The following is a 13,490-nucleotide window of genomic DNA, read 5'->3' as shown; positions in this document are numbered from 1 at the left end:
CAATCATCCGGCGATTCTATAAGCTCCGTGTCAGCCGGAGAATCCCCAAACCGCAAAAAATCATTGATTCATTTATTTATCAACAGTCCCTAAGCTCAGAGAGCTGAACTGGCGCAACCAAATGTTATGGAAACTGCTTACGGGAAAAATGACTAGACCCAAGGCGTCTTTAACGATTGGCGAACTTGAGATCCCCAATCCGCGACACGATCGTTTTCAGCAACGGTGATGTGTTAGCCGCGTTATAACCCAGTGACAGGTCGATGGTCGGCGGCGCGCCTGCCAAGGACCTGCTGATGACCGTCGGCGGCAGCAAGTTGCGGGCGTAGAGCGGCATCAGCGCGATGCCGCGGGTGGACGCGACCAGGGACATCGCCATCGACAGGTTGTCCACATAGTGATCCGGCGTCAGGTCGACGCCGATCCGCGCCCCATAGGCGTCGGTCACGGCGCGCAGCGCCGGGGACTTATTATGGGGCACACCCACCAACTGGGCTGCTTCCGGATTGGATGACACCGGGATAAGGCGTTGATCAGTCCCTATGAGGTCTATCTGCGCCAGTGGGTGACCGCCGTACCTGGGCTAAGCGCTCCAACTCGCGTGTCCGTACAATTCTTAAAAACGCCCATTCTCGCCAGAAAAACGCTCGTTTTCCTCGGGAAAACAGCCGTTTTACGTCTTCCATCATCTGGAGGCGGCATCGGCTCACGCCAGCCGTTGCGCCAGCTCCTCGGCGTCGGCGTGATAGTACCGTGCCAGCGTGGCCAGCGACTTGTGGCCGGTGATCCGCATCAGCTCCAAGGGGTTGGGATAGATTTTCGCGAGGCGGCTGGTGGCCTCGTGCCTGAGGTCGTGGAAGGTGAGATCCTTGATGCCTAGGTGTTCGGTCCCAGGGATTGATGGTGCAATGACCTCACAAGAATGGAGGGATGCACTATGGGCGGCGATGGCGGCGGTGGAGAGCGGCACCCGTCGGACCTCGCCGTTCTTGGAGCCGTCGCCGGAGAGTCCGCGCACCGTCATGACCCGTTTCTTCAGGTCGATGTCTTCCCAGGTGAGGGCGCAGATTTCGCCCTGGCGGGCCGCGGTCTCCAGGGCGACCTGGGCCATGGGGACGAGCCAGCAGCCATGCTTGTGCGCTGCCAGGCCGGCGATCAGCCGCTCCTCTTCACCGGGCACGCGGACATGCATCTCGATGGCGATCTGTTGGTCGGGGTCGAATGCGGGGATGATCTCGGCCCGCTCGGGGACCAGGCGGCGCTCACGCTTGCGATCCGCGCCCTTGGGGCGGGCGGTCAACTTGGCTTCAGCCGGATTGGACGGCATATGGATGCTCCATTCCCGGCGTCCGTGCGCGATGGCGGTGGCGATGAGGTTCATGCGGCGCACGACGGTGGCGGGGGCATAGTCGGCGGCCAGCATGCGGTCGCGGAAGCTCGCGATGTCCTGCGGGCTGAGGCCGCTGAGGCGGCGCAGGCAGATCTCGTCGTCCTCGATCACCTGGAAGTGGCCGGCTTCCTGCTCCGCACCCCGCTTCTTCGGGGTGATGGCTTCGCGGTAGCGGCGGAGGAGGGCGCCCAGGGTGGTCTCGTCGGCCTGGCTGTAATCCTGGAAGACGCGCCGGTCCATATCGGTCTCGATGGACTTGGCCCAACGTTCGGCGTCGCGGCGCTTCTCGAAAGTCTTGGAGACGGGCTTGTGGCCGACACGGCGGACCTTGGCCTGGTAGCCGATGACCTGGCCTTCGCGATTCGTCCGAGGGAGGATGGTGGCCATGGCCGAGGCACTTCTTCGCCGTGTTCCGCGAAGCCAGTGTCCCCAAATTGTCCCGCAAAATCCAGCTAAAGGGCTGGAAGTGTGGCGTCCCCTAGGGGAGGTTTCGCCAATTGGGCCACAAGATGTTGAGGTCGTTCGCGCAATCAACGCTGGATTTAGCCGTAACGGCGTGTGCCACCGGAAGGTGCCACATCGGCGGCCCAACGTAAATCTCCCGACGCGAACCAAGGTGGAACGGTCTTTATTCGACTACTATTCAGGCCAGAGTTCTCCTGGCGGCCGTTCTGCGGGGCTCAGGCGGAATACCCATGGGCAACCGAAGATCAGTTCATAGCCTGCTTCACCCAGACGACATCACCATCAACCGCGTAGAGGCGGCATCCCTGATGCTTTTCCGCGCATCCGTTCAATGCCTGGGCGAGGGGATCCAAGGTGCCGCTGGAGAAGTACCATCCGCCATCCGGCGCGATGACGAACGCCTTGGAACGGTGCAGCGTGGTGTACCGCGCATAGCCCTCGCGCCCGCGATCGTCGAGATAGGGCACGGCCGCTGAATCGCTGATGGCGGCAAAGCCGCTGGGGGCGGGCGACGGTGTCGGACGTGTCCAGACGACATCGTTGTCCACCGCATAAAGTTGGCACCCCTCCGTCACCTTCCGGCATGCATCGAGCCCCCGGGCGATTGGGTCGAATCCCTGGTCAAAGGCCCCGGAAAAGCCGTGCGGCGCCATGATGAAGGCGCGGGGCTTTGGCTTCGCCAGGAATTGCCGGTAAAGCTCGCGCCCCTTGTCGTTCAGGTAGGGCACCGCGTCCACGTCGGCGGCGGCGGCATACCCGCTGGCGGGCGGGAATGGCGTGGGCAGGTACTCCGGATGCAGGTTCTGGCTGGGCAGCCCCTGTTCCGCCAGGAAGGCGTCAACCTGGGGCACCCAGATCGCCAGACCCTCCGTGTAGCTCAGCAGTTGGTGGGAGTCGTCCATGAAGGTGCCGACATCCACAAGCCGGGCATTGCCGCCGGCCTCGGTGTAACGGTCATGCATCAGGCGCCAAGTGGCGGGCGGAAACAGGCTGTCATTGTCACCGTAAAACCAAAGGCTGGGAATGTGGGTCAGGCCACCCAACTGTGCCGCGCCCTTGGCCAAGGCGTCGCGACCGCGGTCGCAATCCCCCTCCACCATCCCGCCGGCGAAGTTGATCACCGCCTTGACGCCCGGCGGGTTGAAGGCCGCGAACGCCAGGCTGTTCCAACCGCCGAAACTCTGGCCAGCGACGACGATACGGTGAAGATCGATGGCTTGGTTGTCCGCCAAGGTGACCGCGGCGGCCAGGATGTCCTTCGCATCCTCCATCGCTGTTCCCGCCAGATTGCAGCCATGTGTCTGAAGCCGCCCCTCGGAACCGGCGAAGCCCCGCATCATGGGCAGTAGCACCGCATATCCCCGGGACAAGAAATAATACGCGGCGAAGGAAGCGCTGTAGCGCGGCATGTCCCTCGGAGACTGGTGTCGCTTCGCGGAGCCATGGTTCATGATGGCCAAGGGAAAGGGCCCTGGACCCTCCGGCAGCAGCAAGGTCACCTGCAATTGCGCCGGCCGCTCCGGATCGCCGGGCGCCATGAGGACTTGCTCGTGCCACGGGGCCGGCGGCAAGGGGCGCGGATCCCCGGCGTCCATGGCATGCGCGGCATTACCGGCCCCAGCAAGAAAGCTGGCGATAAGAACCGCGATCAAGGCGACGGGAATGTTTCCCAGGTTCCTCATGCTATATGACGCGCACGCCATTGGGGTTGAGCTCCGGCTTTGTCCAGAAATTGGCGCTGTTGTACTTGGCGAAGAGGTCGGGTGGCAGGCAGGTTTTCCGCTCCCGGTATTCCACCCTTTCCCGGACCTTGTGCAGGCCGGGCATACCCAGCAGGGCGTCATAGTCCGGCTCGTCATAAACCACGTTTTGGAAGTCATGAGGGAAGGGCGCTTCCCCCAGGGCTTCATAGAGGCGGGACAGCGTGCGCTCCGGCGCCTTGACCAGATGGTCGTAGGGCACAACAATCAGACGTTGGGCCTGGTTGCCGAACCAGGCCTCCCGCAAGGTGCTCCAGGCCAGGCCGATCAGGCCGCTGTCGGAGTTCATCAAGGTGTCCACCCGCGCGTAGACCGAGGCGCCGGGCTGGAAATTGAACACGCGGGACAGTTGCAGCGGGTTCTTGTTCAGCATGTGCTCAATGCTGTCGATGATCCAGCTGACGTCGCGCACACAGCAGATGATGCGGCTATCGGGGTAGAGTTCGCCCAACACCGCCGCGCGACCTGTCCAGGTGCGGTTGGTGTCGAACACCGTGCTGCCTGCGGGAACATCGGCGTAATAGGAATTGAACACGCCCCGCAGCATCGCGGCTCGGCGGTTGTCGTCGAAGAACACGCCAAACTCGCCGCCCACCATTTTTGTATGAAGGGTCCCGCAGAGCATGGCGACAGGGCTGGTCATAGCCGCGTGGAACCGGGGGTTCTGCCGCAGCAGGGCGGACAGCAGCGTGGAGCCGGCGCGGGGCAAGCCCGAGATGGCGTGTACTGTGTGAGTCATGGGAACCATCGTGGCCAAAGGGGCCGGCGTCCCTGAGGGGCGCCGGCCGTTGGTGTTGGCGTCAGTGGCCGCTGGCGGCCAGGAGGGTGGAGGTCTGGGCGTCGTCGTTGGCGGCGACCAGGGAGGAGACCGAGGAGCCGCTGCTGTCGAAGGCGGCGGTCGCCTGGGTCAGTTGGGCCAGGTTGGTGGCGCCGCCATAGAGGCTGGTGCCGCCGCTGATGTCGGTCGTGTCCAGGGACCGGTTGTTGGCACCCAGGGCGTAGTACATGACCGAGGCCTGGTCGCTGGTGTCGGCGAAGCCCAGGGCGTGGCCGATCTCGTGCAGCAGGGTTTGCGACAGCGTGGCGTCCGTGCCGGCATAGACCTGTTGACCGTTGGCGTTGGTCACCAGGGCCGTCTGGTCGGTGCTCTCCACCCGCACCGTGGCGTGGGCCAGGGCCCCATCCCTGGCGGCGTAAGTGGTGTAGCCGACGATGCCGGTGGTGTCGGTGCCCAGATCGGCCGCATCGATCTGGATGTTGGCCTTGGACGGATCGCTGACCTCCTGGAAGGTCAGGCCGGTGGCCTGGGCCCAGCTGGCGAAGGCCTGGGCGGCCGCCGCCTCATCCACGCCGGCGCCGGCGCTCCAGGTGACGACCTGGCTGTCCCACTTGGCGCCCTCCAGCACGGCGCTGCCGGTGCCGTCGGTGGCGGTGCCGTTGGCGATGACGGCCGCCTGCTTCAGCCCAGCCTCGGCCGCCGTGGCGCCCGCCTGGTTGCTGTTGGCCAGGTCGTAGGACGCTATGGCCCCAATGTCCTTGCCCACCGCCGCCTTCACCGTGGCGGCATTGCCGGCGAAGCCGTAGCCGCCGTAGTAGCCGTAGAAGCCACCACCGCCGGTCCAGCCGCCGCCATCCTCATCGCCGGCACCACCTGAGGTGCCGTCGCCGGCGTAATCCCCGCCGGAGAAGTCGACATTGTCCGAGGTGTTGCCCAAGACGCTATCGTAGCTGCCGTCAACATCGATATTGTCGTTGGAACCGGCATTGATGGTGTCGTAGCTGCCGTCGATGTCGTCGCCGGAGATACCCGACAACAGGTTGATGTTGTCGTGTGAAGCGGTGATGTCGTCGTTGTTGCTGACCACGCCGAAGTTGTTGCCGCTACCGGTGAAGTCCACCGACGTACCGTCCCCGGCCACGTTGGCGTAGTCGTTGCCGGTGTCGTTGTTGACCTTCTGGTCCGTGCCGTAGATGCCGAGATAATCGCCGCCATTGGGGTCAAGGTTGACGGTGTCGTGGGACCCCGAGACGTTGCCGCTGAACCCAGCGCTGGCGTTGATGTCGTTGTTGTTGCCGTTAATCCCGGCCCCGGTGACGTTGGAGACCATGTTGACGGTATTGTCGGACGTGTTCACCAACACATTGGATCCGATCAAACCGACACTGTCGCCGTTTCCGTTGACCGTGACGGAGGAATTGGCACCGACATTGACCAGATCGTGCGAAGCGTTCGCCGTGTCGTTCGAACCGTAGAACACGGCAATGGCGCCGCTGTTTGCCGCCATGTTGTCGGTGTTGTTATTGCCGTAGACCCAAATGGTTGAGTTGCCGGCCTCATAAATTGTGTTCCCGCTCCCGCTGATCACCACGCTGGAGCCAGCGGCCACATTGATCGTCTGGTTTGACACGGACACCGTGCCGGCATTGCCACTTACGTCCATATTCAGTCTCTCATCCAGAGTTGCGCCATGCCGGCGTCCCTTTGGGGGCGCCGGCTGTTGGTGTTGGCGTCAGTGGCCGCTGGCGGCCAGGAGGGTCGAGGCTTGAGCGTCGTCGTTGGCGGCGACCAGGGAGGAGGCAGAGGAACCGCTGCTGTCGAAGCCGGCGGTGGCCTGGGTCAACTGGGCCAGGTTGGTGGTGCCGCCATAGAGGCTGGTGCCGCCGCTGACGTCGGTCGTGTCCAGGGCGCTGTTGTTGGCGCCCAGAGCGTAGTACATGACCGAGGCCTGGTCGCTGGTGTCGGCGAAGCCCAGGGCGTGGCCGATCTCATGCAGCAGGGTTTGCGACAGCGTGGCGTCCGTGCCGGCATAGACCTGTTGACCGTTGGCGTTGGTCACCAGGGCCGTCTGGTCGGTGCTCTCCACTCGTACCGTGGCGTGGGCCAGGGCCCCATCCTTGGCGGCGTAAGTAGTGTAGCCGACGATGCCGGTGGTGTCGGTGCCCAGATCGGCCGCATCGATCTGGATGTTGGCCTTGGACGGATCACTGACCTCCTGGAAGGTCAGGCCGGTGGCCTGGGCCCAACTGGCGAAGGCCTGGAGCGCCGCCGCCTCATCCACGCCGGCACCGGCGCTCCAGGTGACGACCTGGCTGTCCCACTTGGCGCCTTCCAGCACGGCGCTGCCGGTGCCGTCGGTGGCGGTGCCGTTGGCGATGGACGCCGCCTGCTTCAGCCCGGCCTCGGCCGCCGTGGCGCCCGCCTGGTTGCTGTTGGCCAGGTCATAGGAGGCGATGGCGCCGATGTCCTTGCCCACCGCCGCCTTCACCGTGGCGGCCTTGCCGGCGAAGCCGTAACCGCCGTAGTAGCCGTAGAAGCCACCACCGCCGGTCCAGCCACCGCCATCCTCATCATCGACGCCACCCGAGGTGCCGTCGCCGCTGTAGTTGCCGCCCGTGAAGTCGACATCGTCGGAGGAATTGCCGTTGATGTGATCGTTGGAGCCATCGACATCGATGTTGTCGTTGGAGCCGGCGTTGAATGTGTCGTAGTTGCCGTCGAAGTTATCGCCGGAGATACCCGACAACAGGTTGATGTTGTCGTGTGAAGCGGTGACATCGTCGTTGTTGCTGACCACGCCGAAGTTGTTGCCGCTACCGGTGAAGTCCACAGAGGTGCCGTCGCCGGCCACATTGGCGTAATCGTTGCCGGTGTCGTTGTTGACCTTCTGGTCCGTGCCGTAGATGCCGAGATAGTCGCCGCCATTCGGGTCAAGGTTGACGGTGTCGTGAGACCCCGAGACGTTGCCGCTGAACCCAGCGCTGGCGTTGATGTCGTTGTTGTTGCCGTTAATCCCAGCTCCGGTGACGTTGGAGACCATGTTGACGGTATTGTCGGACGTGTTCACCGACACATTGGAGCCGATTAAACCAACACTGTCGCCGTTGCCGTTGACTGTGACGGAGGAATTGGCGCCGACATTGACCAGATCGTGCGAGGCGTTCGCCGTGTCGTTCGAGCCGTAGAACACGCCAATGGCGCCGCTGTTCGCCGCCATGTTGTCGGTATTGTTATTGCCGTAAACCCAAACTGTGTTGTTGCCGTTTTCCGTGATAGTGTTTCCGGAGCCGCTAACAACAGCCTGAGATCCGAGCGCTAAGTTAATGGTATTGCCGCCATTTGAGTTAACCGTATCTCCAGTTCCATTAATCAGTGCTTCAAGATTCGAATCTTTCGTTAGGTAAACGGTATTATTTGAGCCGTTGATGTTCAATACTTCTCTATATCCGGTATCGCCAAACAGTGATCCATATACTGTTGTTTGTCCCAATACGGATCCAGATTGCGACCATGCGGTTACAACTATTGGCTGCAGTCCTTGATCCACGGAATCGTCATTTCCTTGTGAGAATAGACCGACACTAGGGTCTGTCAGGTCATTTGCAGAAAATCCTCGAGAATTTTGATTTGAGAACGTCGACGATGCTGCCGCAAATATGTCTTGTGATTGAATTGATCCTTGCTGATAGCCTTCTACTTGCTGAATTGTGTTTGCCATTGATACAATTTGGGATTGTGATAGGCTGCCTATAATAGTATTTCCGGAAACTCCAAGAGCATTGCTTATTGTTTGTTGATAATTTGCCGTATTATTCTCAGATGGAGGGGCGTATCGGGCAATTTCATCATTAATTGTTCTGGATTGGACACTTGAAGTACTGAGGAGGCTGACAAGGGCATTAAATCCTGTCTGATAATCTGGAAAAATTGCAAAACCTTGATTATCTTGGCCAATCGCCCCATGTTGAGCCGCAAATGTTCCATCCATAATATTGCCAGGATTAAAATTTCGACCGGCTCTCGTTCCGCCGCTATAAATGTCGAAGCCTCCAGTTGTATTTATGAATATTCTAGTGGTTCCATCACCTTGAAGTGCGCTGGAGTAGTTAGTCATAATTTTCCTCTTTGGTTTGTGTTTCCAAAAACTACAAATATCCAAATGCGGATATTTATGAGTAATTAAAAAGATTTACTTTCTTAATTCCCTAACATTAATAAGTACTTTCGTGTGGTGATGGCCGGTTATTTGATGAAATAATGTTCCGGATATATTGACATTTTCTCCTTTGAATTTACCGGCATTGTTCCAAATAATTTGTATTTCATCAATGTCATCTTCGCTTTGTTGATTTTCTGGATCGTCAGAACTGCCTTGTGTGCAAATAGGTTCTACTAATTTAATGAAGTAGTATGACTCGGTAGCATCCTTTTCGGGATTCTCTCCGTAGCCGGGAGAGCCATAACTCTCGCTGGACTCAATTTTACCATGTAAAACAACTAAGGCAGGCTCGTATGGCAGACATTCGGCCGCTACCGTAGGTTCAGAAATAAAACTAAAAAAAAGAATCGGTATGGCCCAACTATTTCGCACGAAAATCTCCATTTTTTTGAGGGCATTGGCATTTTCTAAGAACATATTCATCTCTCCTTCATCCCGTCATGCACATACTCACCCAGCGGTGACAGCAAGTAATCGATTACCCGTCGTCGCCCGGTCTTGATCTCCGCTGTCACCGCCATACCGGTGGTCAGCGCCTCTTCATGGCCATCAACCATCAGGGTGGTGCGGTCCAGGGCGATGTGGGCCAAATAAGTGGGGGTGGCACTGGGCGGATGGTCCCTGGCACCGGCCTCCGGATCACCTCCCGCGCGCTGGGCTGCACTTCCGCCGGCCGTGTCGCGCTCCGGTGTCACGGCGTCGCGGCTGACGTCGAGCACGTGGCCGCGCACCAGGCCATAGCGGGTGAAGGTGAAGGTTTCGATCTTCATCTCCACGTCCTGCCCCCGATGAACGAAGCCGATGTCCTTGTTGTCGATGTTGGCCTCCACCACCAGGGGCACGTCGTCCGGCACCACGACCAGCAGCGACTGCGCCGGCGTCACCACGCCGCCCACGGTATGGGCGGCCAACTGCTGCACCGTGCCGCTCACCGGCGCCGTCAGCGTCTGCTGGCCCAGGCGCTGGTCGGCCTTGATCAGGTCCTGGCTGTGCTCCGCCACCTTCTGGCTGGCGGCGGCCAGATCCTCCAGCACCTGATGGCCGTAGTCCGACACCGCCTGGGCACGCTGTCCCTCCAGCGCCAGACGAGCTGCGTTGGCTTCCTCAGCCCGCTGCTTCTGGGCCGTCAGCTCATGCTGGCTTTCCACCAGCTTCTGCTGGGTTTCCAGGAAACTAAGCTTGTTGCCGTATTCCATCTCCATCAGCTTGCGCCGCATCTCGACCTGCTGGTCCAGCAGTTGGATGGAGGCGGTGAGCTTGGCGGTGGTCACCGCCACTTCCTCCGCTTCCGCCCTCTTCTGGGCGATCTGCTGGTCCAGGGCCGCTACCTTGGCCCGCTGTGCCGCCTCCTGCGCCAGGGTGGCGGCGCGGGCGCGCTCCACTAAGATTGGTGCTGCGTCAGCGGGCGCGGCGAACGCGGCGGCCACCGGCTGGCCGGCGATGCCGGCGCGCAAGGCCGTCAGGCGGGCCACGTCCAGTCGCGCCTGCGCCAAGTCCGCCGCCACGCGGTCGCGGTCGGCGGTGGTGGTCGTGCTGTCCAACTGGATCAGGGCCTGGCCCGCCGTCACATGGTCGCCATCCTGCACATTGATGGCGGTGACGATGCCGGACTCCAGGGGCTGCACCACCTTCACCCGGCCAGCGGGCACGATGCGGCCGGAGGCCGTGGCGATGATGTCGATATGGCCCAGCCAGCTCCACCCCAGGCCCAGGGTGAAGAAGGCGATGATGGTGCCGCCGATGGCGCGCCCCACGGGCGAGGCCGGCGTCTCCATGATCTCCAGCGCCGCCGGCAGGAAGGCCACCTCATCGCCCCGGCGCCGGGGCATGGCGCCGCCACGGCCGGTCTTCAGCCCCCGGATGCCGTCAACCCACGCCATGGAGACCTCCCTGCAGGCGATGCAGCATGGCGTAGCGCCCACCGGCGCGCACCAGCTCCTCATGGCTGCCGGCCTCGACCAGCCGGCCCTTCTCCAAGGTCACGATGCGGTCGCAATGGCGTACGGCCGACAGCCGGTGGGCGACGATGAACACGGTGCGTCCACGGCACATCTCCGCCAGGTTCTCCTGCACCACGCGCTCGCTCTCATAGTCCAGTGCGCTGGTGGCCTCGTCGAAGATCAGGATCCGCGGGTCGGTGACCAGGGCGCGGGCGATGGCCACCCGCTGGCGCTGTCCGCCCGACAGGCTGGCGCCGCGTTCGCCCACCACGGTGTCGTAGCCCTGCGGCAGGCCCAGGATGAAGTCATGGGCGCCGGCCATCCGGGCGGCCCGCATCACCTTGTCCAGCGGCATCGCCGGATCGGCCAGGGCGATGTTCTCGCGGATGGTGCCGGCCAGCAGCACGTTCTCCTGCAGCACCACGCCGATTTGCCGCCGTAGCCAGGAGGCGTCGATCTGCGCGATGTCCACGCCGTCCACCAGCACCCGGCCGGCCTCCGGCACATACAGCCGCTGAAGCAGCTTGGTCAGCGTGCTCTTGCCCGAGCCGGAGGGGCCGACGATGCCGATGCTCTGCCCTGCCGCCACTGTCAGGGACAGGTCTTCCAGCATGGCCGGTGTGTCGGGGCGGTAGCGGAAGCGGACATGGTCGAACACCACCTCGCCCTTGATGCCGGGCAGGGCCGCTTGGCCCGGCGATGCTTGCGGTTCCGTCGGGGTGTTCAGGATATCGCCCAGCCGTTCCACCGACAGCCGCGCTTGGTGGAAGTCCTGCCACACCTGGGCCAGGCGCAGCACCGGCTGGCTGACACGGCCGGCCAGCATGTTGAAGGCCACCAGCTCGCCCACCGTCATCTTGCCGGCCATGACGGCGCCGGCGCCGAAGTACAGGATGGCGGCTGAGACCAGTTTGGAGATCAGCTGGATGGACTGGCTGGCGACGTTGCCCAGACTGGTGACGCGGAAGGCGGCATGCACGTATTCCGCCAATTGGTTTTCCCAGCGGCGCTGCAGCTGCGGCTCCACCGCCATGGCCTTGACCGTTTCCGCCCCCCCGACCGCCTCCACCAGGAAGGCCTGGTTTTCCGATCCACGGCGGAACTTCTCTTCCAGCCGGCGGCGGAAAAGCGGGCCGACACCGGCGCTGATGATGGCATAGAGTGGCAACGACAGCGCCACCACCAGGGTTAGCAGAGGCGAGTAGGCCAGCATGACGGCAAGGAAGACGACGGTGAACACCAAGTCCACCACCAGCGTCAGGGCCGAGCCGGTGAGGAAGTTGCGGATGTTCTCCAACTCCCGCACCCGAGCCACACTGTCGCCCACGCGGCGGTTGGCGAAATAGGCCAGCGGCAGAGCCATGAGGTGGCGGAACAGCCGCGCCCCCAGTTCCACGTCGATGCGGTTGGTGGTGTGGGAAAAGACGTGGGTACGCAGGACGCTGAGCAGGCTTTCGAAGCAGGAGACCACCACCAGGCCGATGACCAGCACGTCCAAGGTGCTGATGCCCCGGTGCACCAGCACCTTGTCCACCACCACCTGGAAAAACAGCGGCGAGACCAGGGCAAAGATTTGCAAGAAAAGGGATGCCACCAGCACCTCGCCCAATAGGCGGCGATACTTGTGCATGGCCGACAGGAACCATCCCAGGTCGAAGCGCCGGCCCAGATCGCTGAGCCCCAGGCGTTTGGTGGCCAGGATCAGCCGCCCCGTCCAGCGCACTTCGAACTCCGCCCGCCCCAACACGGTGGGGCGGCCAGAGTCCGGATCCACCATCAAGATACGGTCGGCCGCCGCCCGGACCAGTAAGGCGCAGGAACCATCCTTCAGCACGGCAATGGCTGGCAGGGCGATCATCGCAACACGGTCCCACGCCACTGTCACTTCTTTGGCGCGCAGCTCCCTGCGTCGGGCCAATCGAATTAAATCGGCGGGGGATAGGCGCTCTTGATGCCCGGCCTCATGGCGCAACTGGGCGCTGTCGGCCGGCAGCCCATTGAGGGCCAGGAGCGCGACCAGGGCCTGCAGGCTGGCATCGCCCTGGGTCTCGGCTTTTGCGCCGCTACCCTCCGAAGCCTCTATGCCTATTTCAGCGTGCTGCATGGCTGCCAATGCGTCTCTAAAATTGCAAACGCCATGAGGCTGTGGTGTCCAATCGCGGTGCGGCAACTAAAATAAAGTCGCATATATGCCTTTAATCTCCATTAACGGGAAATGTCAGAATAACGCTTCGTACATCGACAATTCGCGTCATCATGTCGCGGGTCCTGCTTCAGCTTGCGCAGTTGACATTCTTCATTCCAAAAAATTTCGTCGCTTAGTAGCGCCTTTTATTGCACTACGGCCAGCCATATCGCGCACGAATCGGAATTGGTTCGAGAAATACTACGGTAGTAGTGCGTTGCTGTGGGAAATTTTCATAGAATCATCGCCTTTGTGCAGGCGCCAAGGCGGGGCGGGGCGTTTGCTGGTACGGCGCAAAAGGACGTTAAGGAGCGACCGGCGGCGGATCATGGTGCGCCGACACCCGCTGTCACTTTTCGGACCGGGTTGTTTGTTTTCGCGGTGGTCGCCATCAACCGGCTGCCCGACCTGTTTGTCAGCCCCATGATCAATCCCTTCTATGCCCATAGAGGGCAGAGAGAGTGGTGAATCAGCACCGAAGCAGGCCCCGGCCAAATGAGATCCAACATTCTGACGTGCCAGCAAAATCTGACCGGGCGGATCCCGGCGCCCATCGGCCACATCCCGCCAGCCGAAGCCGAGGCACACTTCCACGCCACGCTGGATGAAACAGCACTGGCCGCGTGACTCAAACCAAACTGCCTCCGACAATCCCGGAGCGTGTGTGGATGCCCCCGGTTAAGCAAGAAGAAACCTCTGGCATCGCATTGGCTGCGACGAGGAGTTCTATCGGTCGTGTGTCAGGCCTCATAT

At 61.8% G+C, this 13,490-nt stretch carries 10 protein-coding genes; 1 reads left to right on the top strand and 9 read right to left on the bottom strand.

Annotation, left to right across the window (positions count from 1 at the left end):
• Nucleotides 1-169: 169 nt before the first annotated feature.
• The 9 genes from FBZ89_RS30145 to FBZ89_RS30105 all read right to left on the bottom strand — a co-directional run bounded on the left by FBZ89_RS30145 (nucleotide 170) and on the right by FBZ89_RS30105 (nucleotide 12,572).
• Nucleotides 170-481 (bottom strand): LysR substrate-binding domain-containing protein, encoded by a 312-nt coding sequence (locus FBZ89_RS30145; RefSeq protein WP_281292060.1) that lies wholly within the window; start codon nucleotides 479-481, stop codon nucleotides 170-172.
• 225 nt (nucleotides 482-706) lie between these two features.
• Nucleotides 707-1,777 (bottom strand): site-specific integrase, encoded by a 1,071-nt coding sequence (locus tag FBZ89_RS31805; RefSeq protein ID WP_145754755.1) that lies wholly within the window; start codon nucleotides 1,775-1,777, stop codon nucleotides 707-709.
• A gap of 323 nt (nucleotides 1,778-2,100) precedes the next feature.
• A complete protein-coding gene (locus FBZ89_RS30135; RefSeq protein WP_281292059.1) occupies nucleotides 2,101-3,393 on the bottom strand; it encodes an alpha/beta hydrolase family protein in 1,293 nt (430 codons plus the stop codon).
• Between the two features lie 145 nt (nucleotides 3,394-3,538).
• Nucleotides 3,539-4,354 carry a sulfotransferase family protein gene (locus FBZ89_RS30130; protein ID WP_145754752.1) on the bottom strand — a complete coding sequence of 272 codons (816 nt, stop codon included), beginning with the start codon at nucleotides 4,352-4,354 and terminating at the stop codon, nucleotides 3,539-3,541.
• Between the two features lie 61 nt (nucleotides 4,355-4,415).
• Nucleotides 4,416-6,056, bottom strand: coding sequence for a matrixin family metalloprotease (locus FBZ89_RS30125; protein WP_145754750.1), 1,641 nt, complete (start codon nucleotides 6,054-6,056; stop codon nucleotides 4,416-4,418).
• Between the two features lie 69 nt (nucleotides 6,057-6,125).
• Entirely contained in the window at nucleotides 6,126-7,610 is a 1,485-nt protein-coding gene (locus FBZ89_RS30120) for a matrixin family metalloprotease (RefSeq protein ID WP_145754748.1), read from the bottom strand.
• A gap of 972 nt (nucleotides 7,611-8,582) precedes the next feature.
• A complete protein-coding gene (locus tag FBZ89_RS30115; RefSeq protein WP_145754747.1) occupies nucleotides 8,583-9,035 on the bottom strand; it encodes a DUF4431 domain-containing protein in 453 nt (150 codons plus the stop codon).
• Nucleotides 9,032-10,492 (bottom strand): HlyD family type I secretion periplasmic adaptor subunit, encoded by a 1,461-nt coding sequence (locus FBZ89_RS30110; RefSeq protein ID WP_211115420.1) that lies wholly within the window; start codon nucleotides 10,490-10,492, stop codon nucleotides 9,032-9,034. Before FBZ89_RS30110 ends, FBZ89_RS30115 begins: the two co-directional genes overlap by 4 nt.
• The gene (locus FBZ89_RS30105) at nucleotides 10,479-12,572 is read right to left on the bottom strand and encodes a type I secretion system permease/ATPase (protein WP_246173054.1); all 2,094 of its coding nucleotides are present in this window, start codon (nucleotides 12,570-12,572) and stop codon (nucleotides 10,479-10,481) included. The genes FBZ89_RS30110 and FBZ89_RS30105 overlap by 14 nt, the downstream gene beginning before the upstream one ends.
• Here FBZ89_RS30105 and FBZ89_RS31800 point away from each other — a divergent pair.
• Nucleotides 12,504-12,731 (top strand): hypothetical protein, encoded by a 228-nt coding sequence (locus FBZ89_RS31800; RefSeq protein WP_246173060.1) that lies wholly within the window; start codon nucleotides 12,504-12,506, stop codon nucleotides 12,729-12,731. The genes FBZ89_RS30105 and FBZ89_RS31800 overlap by 69 nt on opposite strands.
• The last annotated feature ends 759 nt before the right edge of the window (nucleotides 12,732-13,490 follow it).

This window comes from Nitrospirillum amazonense (genome assembly GCF_007828045.1).
Taxonomy (GTDB): Bacteria; Pseudomonadota; Alphaproteobacteria; order Azospirillales; family Azospirillaceae; genus Nitrospirillum; species Nitrospirillum amazonense_C.
This window is presented reverse-complemented; position numbering and strand designations above follow the sequence as displayed.

What these genes read in the sequence shown, in the direction of transcription:
- FBZ89_RS31805 (WP_145754755.1), bottom strand. Translation starts at nt 1,777, where the DNA reads ATGGCCACCATCCTCCCTCGGACGAATCGCGAAGGCCAGGTCATCGGC.
- FBZ89_RS30135 (WP_281292059.1), bottom strand. Translation starts at nt 3,393, where the DNA reads ATGGCGCCCGGCGATCCGGAGCGGCCGGCGCAATTGCAGGTGACCTTG.
- FBZ89_RS30130 (WP_145754752.1), bottom strand. Translation starts at nt 4,354, where the DNA reads ATGACTCACACAGTACACGCCATCTCGGGCTTGCCCCGCGCCGGCTCC.
- FBZ89_RS30125 (WP_145754750.1), bottom strand. Translation starts at nt 6,056, where the DNA reads ATGGACGTAAGTGGCAATGCCGGCACGGTGTCCGTGTCAAACCAGACG.
- FBZ89_RS30120 (WP_145754748.1), bottom strand. Translation starts at nt 7,610, where the DNA reads ATGGCGGCGAACAGCGGCGCCATTGGCGTGTTCTACGGCTCGAACGAC.
- FBZ89_RS30115 (WP_145754747.1), bottom strand. Translation starts at nt 9,035, where the DNA reads ATGAATATGTTCTTAGAAAATGCCAATGCCCTCAAAAAAATGGAGATT.
- FBZ89_RS30110 (WP_211115420.1), bottom strand. Translation starts at nt 10,492, where the DNA reads ATGGCGTGGGTTGACGGCATCCGGGGGCTGAAGACCGGCCGTGGCGGC.
- FBZ89_RS31800 (WP_246173060.1), top strand. Translation starts at nt 12,504, where the DNA reads ATGCCCGGCCTCATGGCGCAACTGGGCGCTGTCGGCCGGCAGCCCATT.